We start from the raw sequence: 24,515 nt of genomic DNA, 5'->3' as shown, positions 1-24,515 counted from the left end.
GAAGCTGGACAGCACTAATAGCGCAGATGCCCGGGAGCAAGCACTGCTTGTCCCAGACCATTCCTTCTTAGAAGTTCAATACTTTTTTCGCAGTTTCGATTACATCCTTATAGTTTGGCAGCCAAATCCCTTCTGCTTGAGAGAACGGATAGATTGTATCAGGAGCTGCTACACGCAGTACTGGGGCTTCCAGGCTAAGGATTGCACGTTCGTTGATTTCTGCTACAACCTGTGCACCAACCCCAGCTTGTTTTTGGGCTTCCTGTACAACAATTGCACGTCCCGTTTTCTCAACGGAAGAGATGATAGCTTCGATATCTAAAGGCTGGATCGTACGAAGGTCAATTACTTCTACAGAGAAGCCTTCCTTCTCCAGCTCTTCAGCAGCTTTCAGTGACTCATGAACCATTGCTCCATAAGTGATGATAGAAAGGTCACTACCCTCGCGCTTGACGTCTGCTTTACCGATTTCAATTGTATATTCCTCTTCCGGAACTTCCTCTCTGAAAGCACGATACAGTTTTAAGTGTTCAAGGAAGATAACAGGATCGTTATCACGGATCGCTGAGATCAACAAGCCTTTAGCATCATAAGGAGTGGATGGCACAACCACTTTCAAGCCAGGAGACTGTGTCATCAAGCCCTCTAAGGCATCTGAGTGAAGCTCTGGTGTATGAACTCCTCCGCCAAAAGGTGAACGTACTGTGATCGGCTGGCTATAGCGTCCTCCTGAACGGTAGCGAGTACGTGCCATTTGAGCAACAATCGCATCCATTACTTCGAATACGAATCCAAAGAACTGGATTTCCGGAACCGGACGGAAGCCTTGAAGTGCCAAACCAACTGCCATACCGCCGATACCAGATTCAGCAAGCGGCGTATCAAATACACGATCTTCGCCGAATTCTTTTTGCAGACCTTCCGTCGCACGGAAAACCCCGCCGTTCACACCGACGTCTTCACCGAATACAAGAACATCCTCATTGTTGCGAAGCTCTGTTCTCAGCGCATCAGTAATTGCTTGTATCATAGTCATTTGAGCCATAGCTTACTTCGACTCCTTCTCTTTATAAATTTCATACTGCTCTCTAAGATTGGCTGGCATGTCTTCGTACATAATTTCCATCAGGTCTGTTACCTTCTGCTTTGGAGTTTCATCAGCCATCTTGATTGCTTCTTTAATATCTTCTTTTGCTTTTTCGATTGTTTCATTTTCCATATCTTCATTCCAGAGGCCTTTGCCTTCAAGATATTTACGGAAACGAACCAATGGATCCTTAAGTTCCCACTCATTATCAAGTTCGCTTGTACGATAGCGTGTCGGATCATCACCAGCCATTGTATGCGGGCCATAACGATACGTCATTGTCTCAATCAGGGTTGGGCCTTCTCCGTTCACAGCGCGTTCACGAGCCTGGCGAACCGCAGCATAAACTGCCAATGGATCCATACCATCAACCTGGATACCAGGGATACCAGCTGCAACCGCTTTCTGAGCGATTGTTTGAGCAGCCGATTGCTTTTCAACCGGAGTAGAGATAGCAAATCGGTTGTTTTGAACCATAAAAATCGCCGGTGCTTTGAATGCGCCCGCAAAGTTGATGCCTTCATAGAAATCACCCTGAGAAGCACCGCCGTCGCCTGTATATGTAATAGCAACAGATTTCTTGCCTCTCTTCTTCATGCCTAGAGCTACTCCCGCAGCCTGGGTATATTGAGCGCCAATGATGATTTGCGGAGAAATCACATTTACGCCTTCTGGAATCTGGTTGCCTTTTACATGTCCGCGAGAGAAAAGGAATGCCTGGTACAAAGGAAGGCCATGCCAAATTATTTGCGGTACATCACGATATCCAGGAAGAATGAAGTCTTCTTTTTCAAGAGCAAATTGTGAAGCAAGCTGGGAAGCTTCCTGCCCTGCAGTCGGTGCATAGAAACCAAGGCGCCCCTGTCTATTCAGTGAAATGGAACGCTGGTCAAGAATACGTGTATACACCATGCGTCTCATCAATTCTTGAAGCTGTTCATCAGATAATTCAGGCATTGCTGCTTCATTCACTACCTGGCCTTCTTCATTTAAGATTTGAAGCGTTTGAAATTGTTGTCCAATAGCCTCAAACTGTGTCTTGACATCAAATTGAGCTTTTTGAGATTTAGAAGCCATCTGTGCCACCTCATCCTTTCATTTAAAAAGGTTTTATATTTGTAAAGCATTTCAATTGTTGTTTGCAATGGTCCACATCAGTGTTTAATTCCCACACTAGCCAACACCGAAACATGTCAAAAGATGAACCTTAATCCAATGACATTTCTGTACCAATGTTGTCGGCAACCAATATGATACAATGCTTTATTCCGATTTAAGTGTACCTAACTCGATTTAATTCGTCAATTACTATCATCTCTAAATTTACAACCTTTTCACTTCAATAAAAAATAAATTGAAATTCCTCCATTTCCAAACTGTTATACAATAAACACACCTTCTGTATTATATATATCAGTTTCATTTAAATTTTCATCTTGAAAGAATTAACTCAATATAATATTTATATCTCTCGTGTTAAAGGGTATCCAATCAGTTTTTCCTTTAATCATAAAGTTTTCCAATTCAGCAATTAACTAAATCGCTAACTTAAAATAATAATCCGTTGTATAAAACGTGTATTGATACAAAAAAGCGAAATGTGCTGTCTTGAAATAAAAAAAGCGGACCCAGCCAAGTGGTGTCCGCTTTTAATTCTTATCGCCGGAATTCAATCCAGCGCTTTTATAGAATAGCTTTTTATCTTTATTATACTGTTCTGTAGCAGAATTAAACTTTTCATTTGCTTTGATGACTTCTTCATAAGCAGCGTTTATTTCATCGATCTTCGCCTGAAGCTCTTCCATCTTTAAATCCTTCTTTTTAAAGAAGGTATAGAGTTCCCTATCCTTAGCAAGGCTTTTCTTATACGAGGCATACAGGCTGTCATGGGCAGCATATCTTTCCTCCATGGATTTCTGCAGGGATTCTGCTTTGTCTTTCGCTGCTTTGTCTTCTATTTCTCTAACCTTTTCATCCACTTTGTCGAATTCTTTTTTGGAAGCTTCGATGCTTTTACGCTCTTTATCGATCAATTTTTCACGATTATCAAGATTCTCAAGCGCTTTGTCCGACAGCTTCACAATTTGGTCGAATTCCTTCATGCTTAGCCCAATGATTTTTCCATACAGCTCTTTTTCCTCTTTTTCGGATTCAATGATCGGAGCCTGCTGCTCTTCAAATCCTTGCTCTTTCTTGACTGCTTCTTCCAGGATCGAAGATATTTGTTCTTCCGGCCTTTCGGAACAGGCAGATAATAGACCTGCCGCAATCATTAACATAAAGAGCAAACTAACATACTTTTTCACTGGAGACTCCCCCTAACCCATAACATAATCTACTATAAGGGATGTACCCTTTTTTTACAATAAACATACACTATTAATTTCGATAAGATCTGCCGAAGCAGCTTTGATATTCAGATTGTTTTTCTTCTTGCCGCAGCTGGGCATCCGCCCTCACATCCCCATATAAATTGCATAGGCTATAGTGTAATGTTTGGATTTTGGCATGATTTCACAAATACAGGAGGAGTCCCACATGATGAATTATGAAAATATTCCAGCAGCCCCAGGCGTATCACCGGCCGCGGTTGCGCCAGCCCCGTATGGACCCAGCTTTGGATATGGCCAATGCTATCCGGTGTCCCCGGTTTCTGCTTTTCCGGGCTATGGCTATCCGGTTGCGCCAGTCGGGGGCTTTGGCAGAGGCTTTGCGTTGATCGTTGTCCTGTTTATATTGCTAATCATTGTTGGAGCCAGCTGCGGCTTCTAAGATTCCTTTTCTGCTTACTTCGGTTTTCACCCGCATTTTCCGGAAGTAGCAAGAAATTCTTCAATTTTCGCAGCATGTCTTTCCAGCAGCCCAGGGCGGCCGTATGGCTGTCCTGCTTTTATTTATAATCCTCCTGGTTCAGGAGAGTCTCCCGCAAACCATGTATCAAGTTAGACCAGCTAAGCAAAAGGAATCAATTTTATCTCAGGCATTAATCCGTTAACTTTTTCAGGCCTATTTGGTAGACTGTAAATACATAATTTAAGAATTGATTGAGGTGCAGGCGGAATGCTGACAATGAAAGATATCATACGAGACGGAAATCCCGTACTAAGACAAACGGCTGAGGAGGTGCCGCTTCCTGCTTCAGGTGAAGACAAACAAATTCTGCTGAGTTTGCTGGAGTATGTGAAAAATAGTCAAGACCCGGAATTAGCCGAAAAATATGGACTAAGGCCCGGCATAGGACTTGCGGCACCACAAATAAATGTTCCCAAGCGAATGATAGCCGTACATGTAAAGGATGAGGATGGCACTCTTTATTCCTATGCGCTTTTTAATCCAAAGATTATAAGCCACTCTGTTGCGCTTTCCTACCTTGCCACAGGCGAAGGCTGCCTTTCAGTCGATGAAGCTGTGCCTGGCTTTGTACCCCGATATGCAAAAATTACAGTAACAGGGGTTTCAGCTGATGGAGAAAAAGTGACCTTGCGCTTAAAAGGTCTGCCAGCTATTGTGTTTCAACACGAAATCGACCATCTGAATGGTGTAATGTTCTACGATCGCATAAACAAAGAAAATCCATATCTGGCGCCGGACGGGGCAACCGTCATAGAAAGATAAAAAGGAGCACGATCCAGTCCTCTCGGATCGTGCTCCATCTGTTAAATCAGCTTATAATATCTAAGTCCATTATAGATCCCATCCTGATCTACACCGGTTGTAACGTAATCAGCAAAGCCCTTCACTTCATCCAACGCATTTCCCATGGCAATTCCATGTCCCACAGTTTCCAGCATCTCAATATCATTAAGGCCGTCGCCAAAAGCATAGACATCCTCCAGTTTGAATCCAACCTTCTCCATTAGGGTTTTGATGCCACCGGCCTTTGAGCCTCCTTTAGGTAAAACATCCACCGAATATTTGTGCCAGCGTATGAATCGAAAGCTGTCATACTTATTCTCATACCATTTCTGCTCCTCACCCGTCGTGAACAGAAGAGCCTGATAGATCTGATGGTCCTCATAAAAATGCTCGTCCTGTTCTGGATGAGTGAACTTTAGGCTCCCCATTGCCTCGACGATTCTTTCACTATGTTTGACACTCGATTTCATTGTTTTCTCATTCAGAAAAATGAGTGGAGTGCTTTCATTTTCATTGGCAGCTTTATGCAACGCCCTTACTTCATCAAGAGCAAGCGGGTGTTTATAGATTACTTCATTTTCAAATACCACATATTGGCCGTTAAAGCTTACAAAAGTCTCGATTCCCAGTTCTTTTCGAAGTTCGGTGAACATAAACGGAGCCCTTCCAGTGGAAATCGCTACATAGATTCCGTTATTTTGCAATTGTTCGATCGCCTTTTTGGTACTGGACGGTAATTTTTTATCATGGTCGAGCAGCGTCCCATCTATATCAAAAAATACTATCTTCACAACTTCACATCCTAATCCAAGTTTCATGATTTATGATTGCATGATTACTCTTTAATATGTACACATTTAATACCCCAGGACTGTCATTGTCAAGAAATTACACGTTGATAAGAGATTCCCGGCGGCTTATGTAACAACATTTCAAAAAATTGCCAGAGAAAACGGTGCAAAAAATACTAGAATATACATATATTAATACAGATTTTAATGTCCCCTTTCCCCGCATGCAGCAAAAAAGGCAAAAAAAATAAGCCAGAACCCAGAAAGACTTATTTACATTATTTGATATTCCTTTACAATATTAGATAAGGGGAGTGATCCACCATGTTAAAGAAACTGCGAAGAAAGTTGCAGAGACAATGGCATGGTCTTTTGAGAAAGAAAACAATCGCATAGATTTTCTTTTCGTAAAATAGCCCTTCAAAAACTTGCGAAGGGCTTATTCCTTATTGTAAAGTCTAAAGGTATGATATTTCTTCCAACCTCCACGTTTTTCAAGTTTTCCTTTATAATCAGCGATATAATCAAACGCCATTATAGATACCTGGAATTCACAAAGGATATACATAAAAGGCTGACATGTAGTAAAGGCATAAACAGATGCATTGCCTGTTTTTCACCATATGCTACTTTTACTAAAGCTTTGCATATGATTGATCCTGGATTGCCTATATGACAATGGGCCTTTATTCTGACGCGTGCAGAGAAGGAAAAATATTCGAACAACATCCTTAAAATAGTAACATTTTACCATTTCAGATGATGTTATTAGGGTATAATAATTCTGTGTAATCCAGAAATAAACGGACCAAACAACATACGCAGCCCTTGCAAATTCATGCCTGTCAATAGAGGTATTGGCATGCATATGCATAACATGAAATAATTGTTGTTTTTATATATAATGAAAAAAGCAATTAAATAGAAGATAGGAGCGATTCATTTATGATATTTAAGGTTTACTACCAAGAGGATGCATCACAAGTCCCCGTTCGCGAGAATACTAAAACCATATATGTGGCGGCCAATACCGAGCGGGAAGTACGTCTGGCAATCAAGGACAGGAATTTTAATGTGGAGTATGTCCAAAAAGTAAGCGAGGACTATTTAGTATATGAAAAAGAACATAATGAAGATTTTAATGTATTGGAGATAGGATAATTTATGAAATTTGTAAAAAATGATCAAACTGCTGTTTTCGCCCTGGGCGGTTTAGGCGAAATCGGCAAAAACACATACGCAGTTCAGTTCCAGGATGAAATCATCGTAATCGATGCCGGCATCAAATTCCCTGAGGACGAGCTATTGGGCATCGATTATGTAATACCTGACTACAGTTATCTGGTAAAGAATGTAGAGAAAATCAAAGGTCTTTTCATTACACATGGACACGAAGATCATATCGGGGGAATTCCATACCTATTAAGAGAGGTCAACATTCCTGTATACGGCGGAAAGCTAGCTCTGGGGCTGCTAAGAAACAAGCTAGAGGAGCATGGTCTTCTGCGACAGACAAAAATGATCGAGATTCAGGAAGACGATATCATCAAATTCCGGAAAACCTCCGTTACCTTTTTTAGGACAACCCACAGTATTCCTGACTCTTACGGAATCGTAGTAAAGACTCCTCCTGGACAAATTGTCCATACAGGGGATTTCAAATTCGACTTTACACCGGTAGGAGAACCTGCCAACCTGACCAAAATGGCAGAGATCGGAAAAGAAGGGGTACTTTGCCTGCTTTCTGACAGTACAAACGCTGAGGTGCCACACTTCACTATGTCCGAAAGGCGTGTAGGCGAAAGCATTCAGGACATCTTCCGTAAAGTGGATGGACGCGTCATTTTCGCTACGTTCGCTTCTAATATCCATCGTCTGCAGCAGGTGGTGGAAGCTGCTGTATCACATGGCAGAAAGGTTGCCGTTTTTGGGCGCAGTATGGAAGCGGCAATTAATATCGGTTTGGATTTAGGTTATATTACTGCACCGAAGGATACGTTCATTGATGCTAATCAGATCAATCGCCTTCCTGCAAACAAAGTAACCATTCTTTGTACCGGAAGCCAGGGAGAGCCTATGGCTGCCTTATCAAGGATTGCCAATGGCACACACAGACAGATACAGATTATTCCTGGTGACACTGTGGTGTTCTCTTCTTCGCCAATCCCGGGCAATACCTTGAGTGTATCAAGGACAATCAATATGCTGTATCGTGCAGGTGCAGACGTAGTTGCCGGCCCGTTGAATGACATCCATACATCCGGTCATGGCGGCCAGGAAGAACAAAAGCTGATGCTTCGTTTGATCAAGCCTAAATTCTTTATGCCGATCCACGGTGAATACCGGATGCAAAAATTACATGCCCAGCATGCGATGGATTGCGGTGTACCTGAAGAAAATTGCTTCATCATGGATAATGGCGAAGTGCTTGCACTGAGCAGCGATACAGCCCAGGTGGCTGGGAAGATTCCGTCTGGCAATGTCTATATTGACGGCAGCGGTATTGGCGATATCGGGAACATTGTACTTCGTGACCGCCGGATCCTCTCTGAAGAAGGATTAGTGGTGGTGGTCGTCAGCATCAATATGAAGGAATTCAAAATTGCAGCGGGCCCTGATTTAATCTCCAGAGGTTTCGTATACATGCGAGAATCAGGTGACTTGATAAGCGACGCCCAATCCTTGATCAACAAGCACTTGAATAAAGTAATGGAAAGAAAAACGAATCAATGGTCAGAAATCAAGAACGAGATCACCGATACACTGGCTCCGTTCTTATATGAAAAAACAAAAAGACGCCCAATGATCCTTCCGATTATTATGGAAGTCTAACATATTGAAGAACCCTTCCGCTGCTGGAAGGGTTCTTTTTTGCTGTCATTATCCTAAAATCTTTCTCTCGAACCGGCTAATATCCGAATCCGCACCGATGACGATAAGAATGTCTCCTTTTTGGATTGATTCATCAGCTTGAGGGGAAACATTGATGTCATTCCCCCGCTTAATCGCAACAATATTAAGGCCATACCTTGCTCGCACATCCATATCCAAAATGGATTTGCCGTCTATCCTCTCACTCGCAATGATTTCGACGATGGAGTGTTCATCAGAAAGCTCAAGGTAGTCAAGGACGTTATTTGAAACAATATTATGGGCGATCCTTCTTCCCATGTCACGTTCAGGATGCACAACATGGTCCGCCCCAATTTTTAAAAGTACTTTTTCATGATAATCATTTTGTGCTTTAACGGTAATTTTATTAACTCCCAGTTCCTTTAGCATCAAGGTCGTCAAAATGCTGGACTGAATATCATCTCCAATCGCCACGATTACGTGGTCAAAGTTCCTGATACCCAGACTCTTCAATACCGATTCATCGGTAGTATCCCCTACAACCGCATGGGAGGCAATCATAGAAAATTCATTTACCCTGTCTTCATTCATGTCGATTGCCAGCACATCCATTCCTTCCTCGGTAAGAGCGCGGCAAATGCTGCCGCCAAACCGCCCAAGTCCAATAACTGCGAACTGTTTCTTCACAAAGAATACCTCCATATATCCTACTTCCAAAGCATGGTCCTATTTTAACACAATGACCTTACCTTTTCATCGCAAATCATTCAATGAGGATTAGAATGAGATTCCGATAAAAATTTTTGCAATGGTCAATGTATTGGGGTACGAGAGAGCTCCGACTGCTGCAAACAGCCAGTGAAGGAAAGTAAGATGTAAATGCGATTAATCCTCGCAAATTGTCAGTGAAGGTGGATTACGATGGAGCTACGATGATCCTCGCAAATTGTCAGTGAAGGAACAACAGTCTGACGGTCGATTCAATTTCCATATGGAAATTAAACTGTGTGAGGGTACGTGGAGATGTGATCTATACTAGACAAACAAATATCTTTTGCAGCTAGAATTGGGAATAATAGCAAGGGAAATGCTCCAATAGTTGAATGGTTTGCCAGAGATGCTGAATAAAATAGGGTATGAGATGAAAAAAAGTCCTGTTTTATCCGGAATTAATACCCTGTCTCATGGTTTTTTGTTATCCATATTTGATGTTTCCAAACTCCCAGCAATACATGTAAAAAAAACCCGGCATCCACTGATGCCGGGCCATCGTTACATATATTATCCAGCCTGCTGAACATTGAACTGGGCTTTTACCAGCTGGTAATACTCGCCTTTATAATTCATCAGCTCACTATGGCTTCCTTCCTCGAGGATTTCTCCCTGCCGCAGGACGAAAATACGATCCGCTTCACGGATGGTTGAGAGCCTGTGAGCGATGATAATGGAAGTTCTCCCTTTTAAAAGCGTACGCAATGCTTCTTGAATCTTCATTTCTGTTTCTGTGTCTATACTTGCAGTCGCTTCATCCAATATCAATATCCTTGGATCAGCAAGCAGTGCACGGGCGAAAGAAAGCAGCTGGCGTTCGCCTACCGACAAAACATTCCCTCGCTCTTCTACCTCTGTTTGATAGCCGCTGGACAGCCTATTGATGAAGTCATCGGCACCAACCGCCTTTGCTGCGGAAATAACCTCTTCATCTGTTGCATCGGGTCGACCAAAGCGGATGTTTTCCATAATGGTGCCGGAGAAAATGAAGGTGTCCTGCAGCACGATGCTTATATTCCCTCTCAAGCTGTGGATCGACAAATCACGCAGGTCAACACCGTCAATCTTCACTGAACCCCCTGTCGGATCGTAGAATCGGCTGATCAGGTTGGCAATCGTCGTCTTTCCGCTTCCAGTATGGCCAACAAGAGCCACCGTCTGGCCTGCTTTCATTTCCAGACTTATTCCCTTTAATGCCTTGCGTTTCTCATCATAGGAGAATTCAACGTGGTCGAATTCAATATGACCCTTCATGTCATCAAGCCTTACTGCTCCAGGTCGTTCATCAACGATCGGCTTTTCATCGAGGAATTCAAAAATCCTTTCTGAGGAGGCCATACCGACAAGCAGCTGGTTATAAACCTGGCCAAGGCGGGAGATCGGCTCCCAGAACATTCCCAGGTAGAACGCGAAAGAAACAAATTCTCCTAGTGATAATTGATCTGTTTGGATTAAGGTGGATCCGTACCAGAGCAATACAGCTGTGCCGACAGCATTGGTCATTTCGACCAGTGGGCGGAAGGTTGCATTTTTCCGGGATGCATCATTCCAGCTTTCGAAGTTCTCGTTATTAATGCCATCGAAGAACGCCATGTTTTCCTTTTCCTGTGTAAACGACTGCGTTACCCGGATTCCCTGGATGCTCTCATTCAGGTGAGAATTGAGCTTCGCCTGCTTTATTCGTACCATCTGCCAACTTCGTCTTATGTTCTTTCGAAGGCTGGTTGAGATGAAAAACATGATTGGCAGGATAATCATAATGGCCAATGTTAGCTGCGGGCTTAATGTGAACAGAATCCCGATGACCCCTATCAATAGGATCATATCCATCAACAGGTTGATGACTCCGTTTGTGAACAGCTCCTGAAGGGAATTGATGTCATTCATGATCCGCACTAGAATGGAACCGGCAGAACGCTTGTCAAAAAATCTGTGTGACAGGCTCTGGACATGCGTAAACAAATGCTGGCGCAGGTCATATATGACGTTTTGCCCCAATTCATTCATCCATTTGATCCTGAAGATATTTGCTGCATAAGAAAGTATATAAAGGCCTGCAATAACCGAAATCAAGGTAACAAGCAAGTTTGTATCCTTGTTTTTCACCGCTCTGTCCAGTGTATATACACCTATCAGAATCGGAATGATCAAACGCACGGCTGTTGTGATCAGCACCGCAAATCCTGATAAAGGAAGCAGATTCTTCGTATAGGGCTTCATATATGAGAATAGCCTCAGCATCTGGCTCCAATTAAACGGCTTCTCTATCGCCTGGTCCGTGGAATAATTAAAACGTTCCAGCACGTTTTTCTTTACTTCGCTTCGTTTCACGCCTATCCCCCCTTATTACACCGAATGCGACTGAAGAATCGCTTCCCGGTCTTTATACTGGATTTCATAAATTCTTTGATAAACTCCCCTGTTATGAATCAGTTCATCATGTACCCCGCGCTCCACTACCCTGCCATTCTCGAGCACCAGAATCTCGTCTGCATGCTTCAGGGACGAAATGCGGTGTGCGATGATGAATGTCGTTCGGCCCTTCATCACTTCCCTGAGAGCATTTTGAATGTTAGATTCTGTCTCCATGTCGACGGCACTGGTTGCGTCATCCAGGATGAGGATGCTTGGATTTACACAGATGGCACGAGCGATTGCAATCCGCTGCTTCTGGCCCCCTGACAACCCCATCCCTCTCTCGCCCAACATTGTGTCATATCCGTCAGGAAGGTTCATGATAAATTCATGAGCCTGGGCCCTCTTCGCTGCATCAACAATATCCTCCATAGAGGCGTCAGGCCTTCCATAGGAGATATTCGCCTTGATGGTCGAAGAAAATAGGAACGATTCCTGCAAGACAAAGCCGATATTATGTCTTAATGTATATAAAGAATATTCCTTGATATTTTTTCCGTCTATTAGAATGTCACCTTCCAAAGGCTCATAAAAACGGGTGATCAGCTGAGTGATTGAAGTTTTCCCGCTTCCCGTGGCACCTATCAGGCCGATAATTTTACCGGGTTCCGCCTTAAAGGAAACGTTCTCCAATGCAAGCTGGTCCTCTCCCTTATATTGAAGACTGACCTTTCTAAACTCAACCGCCCCAGTCAATTGGTCTTTTTCTATTGGATTGGCTGGTTCCTTAATATGGTTTTCCTCCTCCAGGATTTCCAGCAATCTCTCGCCGGAAGCCTTGGACTGCGAAAACAGGTTCACGACAAATCCAAGGTTGATGATCGGCCAAAGTATGTACCAGACCAGGCTGTAAAACGCAACCAGCTCACCTGCAGTTAACCGGTCCTCTATGACAAGATATCCTCCATATGACAATAGCGATACGACTGATATGTTTCCGAGCAATTCCATCAGCGGAAAATACTTCGCCCAAATTCCGGAATTATGAAGATTATGTGTTTTATATTCACCATTGGAGTTATTGAATTTATTGATTTCAAAGCCTTCCCTTGATAAAGACTTTACGGTGTTGATTCCGCTGATGTTTTCCTGCACATTCGTATTCAGCTTCCCGAAGGATTGGCGTACCTTCCGGAATGCAGGATGAACTGCCTTATCAAACTTATAAACCACGATTGCCAAAAAAGGCAGAGTCGCCAGTGTAACAAAGGTTAGCTGCACAGAGTAATAGATCATGACACAAAAGCAAATCCCAATCAATAAAACAAAACGAATCAATTCAGCAAAGCCGAACGAAAGAAAGAAACGGAAACCCTCCACATCAGCCGTCAGGCGTGACATCAGGTCTCCAGTCTTGGCGTTATCGTAATATCTGAAAGGTAAATATTGCAGCTTTTTGTATAGTTCATTCCGAAGTGAATAGACGGATTTAATCCCGAACAGGTCACCTGTATATTGGTGAATGAATGTCGCCACTCCCTTGACTGCCATTATGGCTACGAACCCGAACGCAAGATACGGAATCCAGCTGTATTTCTCCTTCACTACCACCTCATCGATGGTAAGCTGCAGGATGATCGGATACACAACAGTTATGCCAGTAATCAATATTAGAAACAATACTGAATAAATGAAATAGGCTTTATATGGCCAGTAAAACTGTTTAAGCTTTTTGAATGTCTCCAATCCTTCTTCCCCCTTTTTATGCCATTTTCAAATTATGTATGAAAACCCCCCGGCAAAATAAAACCGTATTACTAAATATATCGACTTTCGAAATAAATTTCCACAGATTTTTAACAATTTTTATATTTTTTGAAAAATTCTTGAATTCGTCTGCATTTCATGAAACTGAAAACAATGCACCGAATCTTTCCTGGTTTTTTTATCCTGGACAGCACTAAAAGCCTTCCTATATAAGAAAGGCTGTTCGCTATTTTTTAGCGTGATGATTAAGACGATTGAAGTTTGCTATTACTCAACTATTGCCTTAATGTTACCGAATTATATGCAATCCCGCTGAGGCGGCTTGAAAAGGCCTCCTCGCTTATGCCTGATGCGGCTGAACAAGCGCTATCCGTTTTTCTGTTTCAACCCTTCTTTATACATACTCTTAAAACATGTTGAGATATTAGGTCTGATAGTGCGTCAAAGATGAGATTTGGTTTGATAAACACAAAAAAAGCGGCCAGCTCCACTGGTCGCTAAAATGAGTAAAAGGAAAACAATCAAATAAGATTGTTTATAGTTCTATTATACTCGTTTCGTCCAAAATTGCATGTCTTATGACTCGGTCCTGCCGCTGCAGCCTGTTAAAACTGCCCTTCTTATAGATTGCAAGATGGCCTGGCTGGACCTTTGGCGTTTAGCTCATTTTGAGTCAGGGAATACAAAGATGGTTTAGTCCATTACAAAAACATATAGCATAGAAATAAGGGGGGATTCTGGGGTGCAGAACTTATTAAGTATGACTACATTTTCGTTCAATCGGTTCGATTGGTTATCGATACTTGTTACAGTCGGCTCCATTTTGCTGCAAATATTGGCGGTTTATATCATATTTCTGGTTGTCAGGACCTTTACGAATAAAGTAATTACTGCCAGTTTCGGGAAGGTCAAAGATAAGGAAAATAGATCGGCGGGCAGGACTAAGACACTTGAGGGGCTTACAAAAAACGCCGTTGGATATGTTTTAAGCTTTATATTAGTTGTGACGATTCTGCAATTGATGGGGATTAAGGCCACAGCCATCCTTGCCGGAGCCGGTGTAGTGGGGCTTGCAGTCGGGTTTGGGGCTCAGGGTCTTGTCAGCGATGTTGTGACCGGCTTCTTCATCCTGCTGGAAAGACAGCTGGATGTAGGAGATTATATAACTATCGGAGAATTTTCTGGCATTGTGGAGCAGTTCGGTTTACGGACAACTCAAATAAGGGATTTTGACGGAACCCTTCATTTTATCCCGAACCGGCAAATCACAAGCCTGAGCAATCATTCCAGAGGCAATATGAGGGCCCTGGTGGATATCAGCATCTCGCCTGAGAAGGATGTAAATCAGGCAATGCGGCTTATTGAAGAAGCCTGCAGGCTGATTGCCCTGGAAGAATCAAAAATACTTGTTGATAACCCCAGGGTTCTTGGCGTGGAGTCCCTTGACTCCAACATTACCATACGTGTCCTTGCAAGGACAGTAAATGGCGCTCAGGATGCCCTGGAAAGGAAGATGAGACAAAGGATCCTTGAAGTACTTGAACGCTTAGATGCGGCACAAAACGATTCCTAAAGAATAAAGCCAGGCGACAGTTATGCTGTCCCCTGGCTCTCTTCAATTCCCAATAAGATTCATATATTTTGTAAGGACGGAAATGGCAGTGCCGATTGCTTCCTCGTCCGGATTCAGTTTTGCATGGTGAAGTCCAAACTCTGAATTTACCCCCAGCCAGAACATAAAGCCCGGAATTTCCTTCAGCATAAAACCAAAATCCTCCGCTGTCATGGCCGCATCACATTCAACCAGATTGATTCCCGGTTCTGCAGCAGCCCAATCCATAAATTCCCTTGTCAGCTTCTCATCATTATACACCATGTAATAGCCGCTGCCATAATCGATGACTGCCTCACATTGGTAGCCGGCACGGATTCCCTCCACCAGCTGTTCGATTCTTGTCTTTGCCTTATCCATTGATTCAGCGGTATAAGTCCTTATTGTCCCTTCAAGCCTTGCTTTTTCAGCAATGATGTTTTGCACGGTACCCCCTGAAATTTTGCCAATGGTCACTACTGCTGTATCAAAGGGATTTATGTTTCGGGAGACAATGGTTTGCAGCTGTGTAACAAGTGAACAGGCAGCCACCACCATATCATTCGTTTGGTGAGGGTAAGCAGCATGCCCGCCCTTCCCTTTTAAATCTATGAACAGCTCGGATGAATTTGCAAAAAGGACTCCTTCCTTCACTGCCACGGTTCCCACCGGGTATTCAGGAGCAATGTGAAGACCCATAATCATATCAGGCTTCCATTCACGCATAATATCTGTCTCAAGCATCTCTTTTGCGCCTCCAGGCCCTTCCTCAGCGGGCTGAAAAATAAACAGAAGGTCATCCTGAACCTGGTTATGAACAAAATACGTCAAAACACCGAGGGCAATGGACATATGGAAATCATGGCCGCATGCATGCATGAAGCCCTCATGCTGAGAAGCGAAGGAAAAGCCTGTTTCTTCAGGGATTGGCAGGCCGTCGATGTCAGCACGATAGCCGATCAGCTTACTCGGGCTGCTTCCGGATACTTTTACAAAAATGCCGGTTCTCCAGGTTTTGACCTCAATCCGATCCGACGGAAGGCTGCTAATATAGTTCAGCAGGTATTGCTGTGTTTTAAATTCTTTGAACCCGACCTCAGGTATTCTATGCAAATCACGGCGAATGGCCGTAAAGACAGTTGAATCTGCCATAAATTTTCCTCCATATAATAAAACGTGGATGTGATGCCATCCACGTTTTAAGTAGAATATTCGGTTACATTTACAGCTGGCGAAGCTCTTGCATGATTTCAGTCTTGGACTTTGTCTTTTCATCAATTTCTTTGATGACTCTTGCAGGTGCCCCCGCCACAACTGAGTAAGGAGGTACATCTTTCGTTACGATAGCGCCGGCAGCGACAACAGAACCTTCTCCGATTGTCACGCCTTCCAATACCACAGCATTTGCTCCCACCAATACATTGTCTTCAACGATTACCGGCTTTGCTGATGGCGGCTCAATAACGCCCGCAAGGACAGCGCCAGCTCCGATGTGGCAGTTCTTTCCAACCGTTGCTCTTCCGCCCAGGACAGCATTCATATCGATCATGGTTCCTTCACCGATAACCGCACCGATATTGATGGAAGCTCCCATCATGATTACAGCGTTATCGCCGATTTCAACCTGGTCCCTGATGATGGCACCTGGCTCGATACGTGCTTTAATTCCTTTTAGGTCAAGCAATGGAATGGCAGAATTTCTGCGGTCATTCTCTACAACATAATCCTCGATTTTTCCTTCGTTTGAGCTGATCGCTTCACTGATCTGTGCCCATTCACCAAAAACCACACCGGAATTGCCAGTGATAAACGCCTTGGAGTCTGCGCCGAAATCAACGCCCTCAAGGTCACCTTTCACATATACCTTTACAGGTGTAGACTTTGTGCTATTTTGAATAAAAGAAATAATCTCGTTTGCATCCATCATTTTCATGTGTCAATTCCTCCATATGTATAACTGCTAGTTATAAATTTACCAAACTAAAGCATATGTGACAAGTATGTCGTTTTATATATTATCTTTTCCGCTTATATACTCCTCCACCACATTCGCAAAGGCCTGGACCTGCTTTAATTGAAAGGAGGATTCATAACCGCAGAGCCAGGTATCCCGCTCCATGGAATGGTTATGCTCATCCAGCAAAGGAATCTTGAAGATATTCTTATCATAATCGTGCAGTGTGATTGCAGGCAGGATGGCATAGCCGATCCCGTTCATGGCCATTTGTTTGCAGGTTTCAATCTGGTCCACAACGATCGTGTTCCGCGGAGGGGTCTGGAATTGCCTGAACCACCAATCCTGGATTTCCTGATAATAGTTCGAATCACTTTTAAATTGGATAAATGGACGATCCGTTTCCAGCACTTGATTCAAGTCATCCATCTCTGTATCCACGAGATAAAGCATATCCTTAAAAAGATGCTGTTTGACGCCTTTCCAGTCAGGGGTGCCTCGAATGATGCCTATGTGGACCTCTCCATCATATAACGATTTCAAAATCTCGCTGCTCCAGCCTGTAATCAATGAAATCTTGGCGTATGGATGTTTTTGGACAAATTTCTTCAGGACCTTGGGCAGCCAATTCTGTCCGACGATCGAAGCGCAGGCAATCTTCAACGTTCCATATACCTCATGCTCCATGGCATTGATGCTTTCACGAACCTTTTCTTCCTTTTCAAGCATCTCATTGGCAAATTTGATGACTGCCTCACCTGCGGGAGTGAGTGAAAGACCTTTTTGTGAGCGCAGAAACAGCTTGGTTCCCCATTCCTTTTCTATAGATTGCAATCTTTGGGACAAGGCAGGCTGTGATACAAATAACCTCTCTGCGGCCTTTCTCATATTCATTTCCTGAGCGAGGACACTCAATAATTGATATTCGGAAAAAATCATGTTCATCACTCTCTTGATAATTTTTTCTTATGGCATAAGTTAATATTCTCTAAATTTCATTATCACTAATCCAAGCTTATAATACAAGTGAAAGAGAGAGTGAATGAACATGACAGAACTATTGTTAATACTTATTGGATTTGCAGCAAGCTTCGTCGGCACCATATCCGGGAGCGGCGGATTGATTGGCATGCCGTCCATGCTGCTTGTCGGAATACCGATTCATCATGTCATTGCCACAGCAAAGTTTTCAAACATATTTTCGTCATTTTCCAGTTTCTATACGTTATTAAGGCAGAGGGAGTTGACATGGAGCCAGGTATGGCCCCTCATTCCTTTTGCACTGTTTGGAGGTTTGTCAGGAGGACTGCTTGCGAATTCATTCAGTGAAACAACAATGAATATTGCTGCGATTATCCTTCTGTTGTCAGCATTCATCATCAGCTTTACCAAAAAGCCCAAATCCAGGGACGGCGAGAATTTCCTGCTGCCTAAAAAAGCATATCCTTCCCTTTTAGGAATCAGCGTGTATGACGGCATGTTTGGTCCCGGACAAGCAACCCTGCTCATGTACACGTTTCTGAATAACGGAGCGAGCTATTTGAAGGCACTTGCTTTTACCCGGTTCCAGACCTTCATCAGCTGTGCTGCAGCCTTCTCGACCTATCTTCTTGCAGGAAACTTCGATTGGAGGCTCGCCATTTATTATGCCATCGGTTCATTGGCTGGGTCCCAGCTTGCAATCCGCGCAGCCCGCCATATTTCGCCTAGGCAGCTGAAGCTAATCTTGCATGCAGTCACAATCGCACTGATCTGCCAGTTAATATACCGGGTGATCAGCCAGAACATCAGTTAATAACAGCCGGACGGGAAGCTGTTCATAAAAAGAATGCCCAAACAGATATGTTCGGGCATTTTTTTATCGCTACATTTTTTACTCTTCGGCCTTCTTTTCTTTCGGCACCCTTAACAAGAGTATCAGGCTGATTACGGCAAACAGCAGGACAATCAGATACACTCCGTGCAATGAAGCTGTGAGGGCATCCTGAAGGATTTGTACTGCCTTAGGAGGCAGTTCAGCACGCTCTGCTTTATTCAAGAGCTTATTGGCCGAATCAATCGTAAGAGATACCCCGGTGTCATTATGTTCCTCGAGATAATTATGCAGACGCATATTCATGATGCCCCCTAACAGGGCGGCACCAATCGTACTGCCAAGGTTCCTCATGAACATATTGGACGCCGTAGCGATCCCCCGTCGTTCCCAAGCCACCGTATTTTGGATCATTACAATAAACGAGGTAGAAGTAAGACCCATGCCTACCCCTACAAAAAACGAGCCGGCAGCTGCCACAAGCGGTCCTGCTCCAGGAGGAAGGAACACCAGGATGAGGCTTCCTGCTATAAGAGAGATGCCTCCTATCACGGAGGTTAACTTGAAGCCTATTTTCATCAGCAGCCTTCCTGCAACAGTTGATGCAATCGGCCAGCCTATCGACATCGCAGTTAGCGTAAAGCCGGCCACTGTAGGGGACCTTTCCATAACCCCCTGCACAAAGGTCGGCAGAAATGTGGACAAACCGATCAGCATGATACCTGTAGTCAGCGATACAATATTGGCAATAAGAATGGACCGTTCCTGCCAAATTTCAAAAGGCATCATCGGCTCTGCCGCTCTTCTTTCCTGCCTGATGAATAAAGCCATCATTATTGCTGATAATGCCGCTAAAGAGATAAGCTGGATGGAATTCCAGGGCCAGGCCACACCGCCTTCCACGAGAATCAGCATAAATGAGGTGATTGAAATGGTAAGAAGAAGGGCGCCGGGGTAATCGATTTCTGGCTTCTTTTTCTCTATCTTCTCTTTCAAGAATCCCCAGAGCAAAGCGATAGATAGGATTCCGAGCGGGATATTAATCCAGAATACAAGTTTCCACGTAACTGATTGAACCAGGAGACCACCCAAAGCAGGCCCAAGCACCGCTGATATTCCCCACACACTTGACAGGTACCCCTGGATCCTCGCACGTTCATAGGCTGCATATATATCCCCGACGATCGTGGAGGCAACAGGCATGACCGCCCCTGCCCCGAACCCCTGAATGAATCGGTATATGATCAATTCCTTCATCGAATCGGCGAACCCGCAAAGCGCAGAACCCACTAAAAATATGACGATTCCGAAGGTTAAAATCGGCTTTCTGCCAAATAAGTCGGAAAGCTTTCCATATATGAGCACTGTTACAGCATTCATCAGCAAGTATCCCGAGAATACCCAGCTGTAGAGGGAGAAGCCCCCCAATTCACTGACAATGGCAGGCATGGCGGTGGAAACAATGGTTCCTTCTATCGCCCCCATAAACATCGCAAGCATGATCGCTGCCAAAATGAATGGCCTTTTTCTCTTAAATTCTTCCGGTATGTATTGTTCAAGAGCCTGTGCCAGGGAGTTTCACCACTTTTCTTATATGCCCGTCTCATAAAACCTTGCGCATGTAAAATGCAAGACAGGGCCTCTATTCTCTGCAGCCTTGGATATATAAAAGGTTTTACGAAAAGATGCAGCAAATCCTTGTTTTATATTGTTAAATGCCTGTGCCTTTATTATTTTAAGGTAAAGCATCCATAGGCATTCTTTATTAAAAATAATCCAGCCCCCGTCAGGAGGCATCCATCTCTAAAACTTACTTCTTATCAGCATCATGTAGATTTTTTAGTATAGCCCTTCTTGTTAAGATCCCTTCAAAAACGCCTTCTTCGTTTTCCGCGCATACAAAAGGATGATCGATTAACAATTCCAGCCCCTTTTCCAGTGTATCTTCGACACTAAGACGCGGTATCTTTGTGTTCATGATTTCGGATACCTTTTTACACTCCAGCTGCTCGAATTCAATGCGCTGCAAACCGAGAATCGAATCAAGAATCGCGGGTGTGCTGATCAGGCCATGAAGTTTGTACATCGGATCTAAAACCGGTATTGCGGTATACCCGCTTTTTGTAAGTACCAGCAGGGCATGCTCAAGGTTATTGGCCACCTGTACGTGGGCAACCCTTTCGGATGGTATCAATAAGTCTTTCACAGAGGAATTCAATAAATCCCCATATTTTGTGCCAATCATGTTAAAACTCCTTACCATATGTGATACGTATCTTTTACTAGCTATGTTGAAAAAGCATACTTATAAGACATACCCCAATCTTCGCAGAAAAAACGCTTTCAACATTTCTAGTGTAGCATATGATAAAAAATCTTTCTTGTTTTAATTTTGATTATGTATTCAAACTAAACAGAAAAAAATCCTATCCCTTGCTGGTTTCAATGTCTCTTACCATATATCCGCATGCAGGACAGGAATAAATTACATTTTGATTCGATTGGGCAGTAAGGATTTGCCTGCTCATCTCATGCTCAGATCTGCAATTTGGGCACACCACGATTGGGAGATACATTCCGGCTCACTCCTTTCACCTTTAGGATGTGATAACTTCGGTATTTCATGCACCTTTAGGCTGTGGATCACAGGCATTACCTTACATGCAATCTTTCAGATGGAGGAATGATGGAAGCTAGAGTTTTACTAAGAGCAAGAAAACGAATGAAGTGGGATAGCACTTTATTAAATTCAAGAGGCGGGATGAAGCAGGCTAGCGTTTATTAAATTCAAGAAACGGGATGAAGTAGGCTAGCGTTTTATTAAATTTAAGAACGGTGAAGTAGGCTAGCGTTTTATTAAATTTAAGAACGGTGAAGTAGGCTAGCGTTTATTACATACAAGAAACGGGATGAAGTAGGCTAGTGCTTTGTAAAATCAAGAAACGGGTTTTTCTTATATGAAAAAACAAAAAGCCGCCCTGCTGTACGCAAAACGGCCATTCGACAGTCATTAAGACTGCAGTAAATCAAATATTTCAATAGTAATCATATCAATGTTGTCAAACTGATATTTGGAAGACTTGCCCTTTTCATTGAATACTTCCAACTCAAACATGTCGGTTTTGCTGAAATATGTAACCTGGCAGATCTTCACTCCATCTATTTCAAAAAAACGCTGAGCCGATTCCGTTTCCTTTGCTTGTTCCTGAAGACTTTTTAATCTGGTTAGAATGCCTTGTAATTGCGACATACTACCTCTCCTTTCTACATAAAACCTTATCAATAGGTTTCACTATAACATAAATTTCTATCCCATAACCATAGTCAATTAAATTCAGAATTATCTAAACTCATTTCTTTACATGGCCATAATTACAGAATAAAATAATCATTGTAATTTGTACATGGATAAGTTGGCGAGGAGGCGAATTATTTTTGAGTAATATTCTTGAACTTGACAAAAGGATTTCACTAATTGACGGCTATGATATGCAACGTTCCAATCGCACAGGTACATATGTCATTAAAGAAAAGGAACTCACCCTTGTCGAAACTTCTGCAAGCCTTTCCATCCCCTTCCTTGAAAGAGGGCTGGCCGAAATGGATATTTCCCTGGAGGATATTAAATATATCATTCTGACGCATATCCATTTGGACCATGCCGGCGGGGCTGGCCTTTTTCTGCAGAAATGCCCCAACGCAAAAATTGTCGTACATGAAAAGGGAGTACGCCATCTCGTTGACCCCTCCCGCCTCGTTGCCGGAGCAAGGGCGGTGTACGGAGAAAAATTCGACGAGCTATTTGAACCTGTCGTTCCTGTTCCTGAAGATCGGATCATTGTAAAAAGACATCTGGATACACTCGATATTTCAAATACCTCGACCCTTACCTTTTATAACACCCCAGGACATGCAAACCATCATTTGAGTATATACGACGAGGTATCCAATGGAATGTTCGCTGGTGATACAGTCGGGATCTATTACAGGGAGCTGGCAGTCGACGGCATCGATTTCTATTTGCCCTCCACCTCCCCGAACCAGTTCGATCCGGAAGAAATGCTGAAATCGGCAAAATTATATCAGGATATTAAAATCGACCGGATTTACTTTGGACATTTCGGCGTATCAGAACACCCTGAGGATGTGTATCAGCACCTCAAGCAATGGCTGCCTGTTTTTACTGATGCAGCAGGCCAGGCTTACAATAATTATCAAGATGTGAGCGAGAAAATTTCCGCAACCGAAAGAGCCATCTATCAGGCAGTATACCAGCATTTAGCCGAGAAGGGGGTTCCGTCGGACCATCCTGTTTTCGAAATCATTAAGCTTGACCTTATGGTAAGCTCCATGGGCTTGATCGATTACTGTGCAAAGCATAAAATACCCTAAGATGTATTCTTGAGGTATATTATTAAAAGGTTGACTATAATTTTCGAAGGAGGAACCAACATTGCCTAATATAATTGTATATTCACAGCCAGACTGCCCTCCCTGCAAAATCGTAAAGATGTTTCTAGATGAATATAAGTTTCCCTATATTGAAAAAGATATCAAGGCTGACAAAAATGCAAGGGAAGAACTTACAACAAAACACGGCTCCTATTCCACTCCGACCATTGTCATTGACGATGAAGTCATCATCGGTTTTGACCAGGAAAGACTGCAAAGGGCTCTTCATATTAGCGCCTAAAAATGAACAGCCGGGGGAAGGCTTATTACGCCTTCCCTCTGCCTTTTCATTATATTTTAGCCGCAATCCTTTCCAATAATGCTGAACTAATCCAGCTGCCAAAGCTTAGCAAAGCTTGCGGCTCATCAAAAAAATACTCGGTGATACTCCGTGTTTTATGATTGTCCGCCGGATTATTCTGTGCATCCATTTCTAAAAAACCGGTATCCGTTTGCAAATCTTTCTCTGCAAGATTCCTTTCGTATGACACGTCAGTTATTTTCCATCCTCCTCTTTCCTTAACAAGCGCAACTGACTCCGTATGGCTATCTTCGGTTACAGGCCCGTCACCACTTGCCCCAAACCGTTCCAGCACAATCATCCTTCCCGCTTTGTCATGAATTACTTCTGTGCTCCCGCCATACGTGAAAAATGGTATGTAATAAAGCGCAAAGTCGGTGCCTAATGTTGCATAGCCCCCGTTAACCTTTTTCACATTTTCCTTCATGAATACGCGGATGAATGTTTCTGTGAAATACGGCTCCAAAATCGCTTTAATCTCTGCCTTCGTTCTTGGTTCTTCACTCAACCTAACCTGCTGGCCAAAAGCATCCTGCAGAAATTGATATACCTCTTGCTTATGAATTTCCCTAACCTTCGCCTCAGTTCCTGTGCCGATAAAGAACGCGGCAAACATAATAATCAAAGCCCCGAAGATTCCTTTCATAACAATCACATCCTTATCTACATATTTGAATGGTGAACTATTTCCAGTATTGAATAAAAATACATAAAAAACATCTGACGGAAAAATACATTTTAAAAGTGGAAACAAGGCCCTTGATGGAAAGAAGGTTACTTCCGGCTAAAAACGATCACGAGTCCCTCATAATCGTGACGAAGGACAATTACTGTTTAAATGCCGGCACGCGGGGCCTTCATAGCAGCTGTCAAGGACGTTTCTGTGTAAAACCAACATCGCGATTTGTTCTTCAGGAAATGGAAGGAACGTCTCCTTTAAACATTCTAAAATAACTCCATCATTTTTATTCTGCGTTTGTTTTTTTGTACCCTGAAGCTTCCCTATAAAACTTAGAATATGATTGGTAAATAATACAAAGGAGCGGAACGGGCCTTGAGAATTACACAAAAAGGCCAAAAAAATAACAAAAGCCGAATACTTTACAATAGCATTCATACTTTTGTTACACTTTAAATATTCTGT

22 protein-coding genes are annotated in these 24,515 nt (G+C 43.1%); 8 read left to right on the top strand and 14 right to left on the bottom strand.

The features are described 5' to 3' along the window. Positions 1-67: 67 nt before the first annotated feature. The 3 genes from V1500_RS09220 to V1500_RS09210 all read right to left on the bottom strand — a co-directional run bounded on the left by V1500_RS09220 (position 68) and on the right by V1500_RS09210 (position 3,393). Complete coding sequence (locus V1500_RS09220) at positions 68-1,045, bottom strand: alpha-ketoacid dehydrogenase subunit beta (RefSeq protein WP_409305264.1); 978 nt, start codon at positions 1,043-1,045, stop codon at positions 68-70. A 3-nt stretch (positions 1,046-1,048) separates the two neighbouring features. Further along, positions 1,049-2,164: a pyruvate dehydrogenase (acetyl-transferring) E1 component subunit alpha gene (gene pdhA / locus V1500_RS09215; protein ID WP_409305263.1), complete on the bottom strand. Its 1,116-nt coding sequence runs from the start codon at positions 2,162-2,164 to the stop codon at positions 1,049-1,051. A 572-nt stretch (positions 2,165-2,736) separates the two neighbouring features. After that, positions 2,737-3,393: a YkyA family protein gene (locus V1500_RS09210; RefSeq protein WP_409305262.1), complete on the bottom strand. Its 657-nt coding sequence runs from the start codon at positions 3,391-3,393 to the stop codon at positions 2,737-2,739. Between the two features lie 334 nt (positions 3,394-3,727). Between V1500_RS09210 and V1500_RS09205 the strand changes: the two genes are divergently transcribed. Then, the gene (locus tag V1500_RS09205; protein WP_409305954.1) at positions 3,728-3,859 is read left to right on the top strand and encodes a YjcZ family sporulation protein; all 132 of its coding nucleotides are present in this window, start codon (positions 3,728-3,730) and stop codon (positions 3,857-3,859) included. Positions 3,860-4,147: 288 nt separating this feature from the next. After that, entirely contained in the window at positions 4,148-4,702 is a 555-nt protein-coding gene (gene def / locus V1500_RS09200) for a peptide deformylase (protein ID WP_409305261.1), read from the top strand. Between the two features lie 41 nt (positions 4,703-4,743). Here the strand turns inward: def and V1500_RS09195 are convergent, their stop codons facing one another. Then, positions 4,744-5,541 carry a Cof-type HAD-IIB family hydrolase gene (locus tag V1500_RS09195; protein ID WP_409305260.1) on the bottom strand — a complete coding sequence of 266 codons (798 nt, stop codon included), beginning with the start codon at positions 5,539-5,541 and terminating at the stop codon, positions 4,744-4,746. Between the two features lie 918 nt (positions 5,542-6,459). Here V1500_RS09195 and V1500_RS09190 point away from each other — a divergent pair. After that, positions 6,460-6,675: a DNA-dependent RNA polymerase subunit epsilon gene (locus tag V1500_RS09190; protein ID WP_409305259.1), complete on the top strand. Its 216-nt coding sequence runs from the start codon at positions 6,460-6,462 to the stop codon at positions 6,673-6,675. A 3-nt stretch (positions 6,676-6,678) separates the two neighbouring features. Continuing rightward, positions 6,679-8,346 carry a ribonuclease J1 gene (gene rnjA / locus V1500_RS09185; RefSeq protein ID WP_409305258.1) on the top strand — a complete coding sequence of 556 codons (1,668 nt, stop codon included), beginning with the start codon at positions 6,679-6,681 and terminating at the stop codon, positions 8,344-8,346. Positions 8,347-8,394: 48 nt separating this feature from the next. Here rnjA and V1500_RS09180 read toward each other — a convergent pair whose 3' ends face one another. The 3 genes from V1500_RS09180 to V1500_RS09170 all read right to left on the bottom strand — a co-directional run bounded on the left by V1500_RS09180 (position 8,395) and on the right by V1500_RS09170 (position 13,239). Then, on the bottom strand, positions 8,395-9,054 hold the full coding sequence (locus tag V1500_RS09180) for a potassium channel family protein (protein ID WP_409305257.1): 660 nt from the start codon (positions 9,052-9,054) through the stop codon (positions 8,395-8,397). A 594-nt stretch (positions 9,055-9,648) separates the two neighbouring features. Then, positions 9,649-11,469, bottom strand: coding sequence for an ABC transporter ATP-binding protein (locus tag V1500_RS09175; RefSeq protein WP_409305256.1), 1,821 nt, complete (start codon positions 11,467-11,469; stop codon positions 9,649-9,651). Positions 11,470-11,484: 15 nt separating this feature from the next. Beyond that, positions 11,485-13,239, bottom strand: a complete 1,755-nt coding sequence (locus V1500_RS09170; RefSeq protein WP_409305255.1) for an ABC transporter ATP-binding protein — start codon at positions 13,237-13,239, stop codon at positions 11,485-11,487. A gap of 763 nt (positions 13,240-14,002) precedes the next feature. Here V1500_RS09170 and V1500_RS09165 point away from each other — a divergent pair. Continuing rightward, a complete protein-coding gene (locus tag V1500_RS09165) occupies positions 14,003-14,833 on the top strand; it encodes a mechanosensitive ion channel family protein (RefSeq protein ID WP_409305254.1) in 831 nt (276 codons plus the stop codon). A gap of 42 nt (positions 14,834-14,875) precedes the next feature. Here the strand turns inward: V1500_RS09165 and V1500_RS09160 are convergent, their stop codons facing one another. The 3 genes from V1500_RS09160 to V1500_RS09150 all read right to left on the bottom strand — a co-directional run bounded on the left by V1500_RS09160 (position 14,876) and on the right by V1500_RS09150 (position 17,744). Next, positions 14,876-16,003 carry an N-acetyldiaminopimelate deacetylase gene (locus V1500_RS09160; protein WP_409305253.1) on the bottom strand — a complete coding sequence of 376 codons (1,128 nt, stop codon included), beginning with the start codon at positions 16,001-16,003 and terminating at the stop codon, positions 14,876-14,878. A 70-nt stretch (positions 16,004-16,073) separates the two neighbouring features. After that, a complete protein-coding gene (gene dapD, locus V1500_RS09155) occupies positions 16,074-16,784 on the bottom strand; it encodes a 2,3,4,5-tetrahydropyridine-2,6-dicarboxylate N-acetyltransferase (RefSeq protein ID WP_409305252.1) in 711 nt (236 codons plus the stop codon). Positions 16,785-16,859: 75 nt separating this feature from the next. Then, complete coding sequence (locus V1500_RS09150) at positions 16,860-17,744, bottom strand: LysR family transcriptional regulator (RefSeq protein WP_409305251.1); 885 nt, start codon at positions 17,742-17,744, stop codon at positions 16,860-16,862. 103 nt (positions 17,745-17,847) lie between these two features. Between V1500_RS09150 and V1500_RS09145 the strand changes: the two genes are divergently transcribed. Further along, positions 17,848-18,600 (top strand): sulfite exporter TauE/SafE family protein, encoded by a 753-nt coding sequence (locus V1500_RS09145; protein ID WP_409305250.1) that lies wholly within the window; start codon positions 17,848-17,850, stop codon positions 18,598-18,600. Between the two features lie 78 nt (positions 18,601-18,678). Here V1500_RS09145 and V1500_RS09140 read toward each other — a convergent pair whose 3' ends face one another. The 3 genes from V1500_RS09140 to V1500_RS09130 all read right to left on the bottom strand — a co-directional run bounded on the left by V1500_RS09140 (position 18,679) and on the right by V1500_RS09130 (position 21,868). After that, complete coding sequence (locus tag V1500_RS09140; protein ID WP_409305953.1) at positions 18,679-20,118, bottom strand: MDR family MFS transporter; 1,440 nt, start codon at positions 20,116-20,118, stop codon at positions 18,679-18,681. 310 nt (positions 20,119-20,428) lie between these two features. Then, entirely contained in the window at positions 20,429-20,863 is a 435-nt protein-coding gene (gene cbpB / locus V1500_RS09135; RefSeq protein ID WP_409305249.1) for a cyclic-di-AMP-binding protein CbpB, read from the bottom strand. Between the two features lie 765 nt (positions 20,864-21,628). Then, positions 21,629-21,868, bottom strand: a complete 240-nt coding sequence (locus V1500_RS09130; protein ID WP_409305248.1) for a YkuJ family protein — start codon at positions 21,866-21,868, stop codon at positions 21,629-21,631. Positions 21,869-22,053: 185 nt separating this feature from the next. Between V1500_RS09130 and V1500_RS09125 the strand changes: the two genes are divergently transcribed. Both V1500_RS09125 and V1500_RS09120 read left to right on the top strand, forming a co-directional pair. Then, on the top strand, positions 22,054-23,010 hold the full coding sequence (locus V1500_RS09125) for an MBL fold metallo-hydrolase (protein ID WP_409305247.1): 957 nt from the start codon (positions 22,054-22,056) through the stop codon (positions 23,008-23,010). Between the two features lie 61 nt (positions 23,011-23,071). Beyond that, a complete protein-coding gene (locus V1500_RS09120) occupies positions 23,072-23,311 on the top strand; it encodes a glutaredoxin family protein (RefSeq protein WP_409305246.1) in 240 nt (79 codons plus the stop codon). A 49-nt stretch (positions 23,312-23,360) separates the two neighbouring features. Here V1500_RS09120 and V1500_RS09115 read toward each other — a convergent pair whose 3' ends face one another. Then, complete coding sequence (locus V1500_RS09115; protein ID WP_409305245.1) at positions 23,361-24,017, bottom strand: DUF3993 domain-containing protein; 657 nt, start codon at positions 24,015-24,017, stop codon at positions 23,361-23,363. Positions 24,018-24,515 lie beyond the last annotated feature (498 nt).

This window comes from Peribacillus sedimenti, assembly GCF_046237635.1.
GTDB lineage: Bacteria > Bacillota > Bacilli > Bacillales > DSM-1321 > Peribacillus > Peribacillus sedimenti.
Note: the sequence above shows the minus strand (reverse complement) of the source record. Positions and strands in the feature narration are given on the sequence as shown.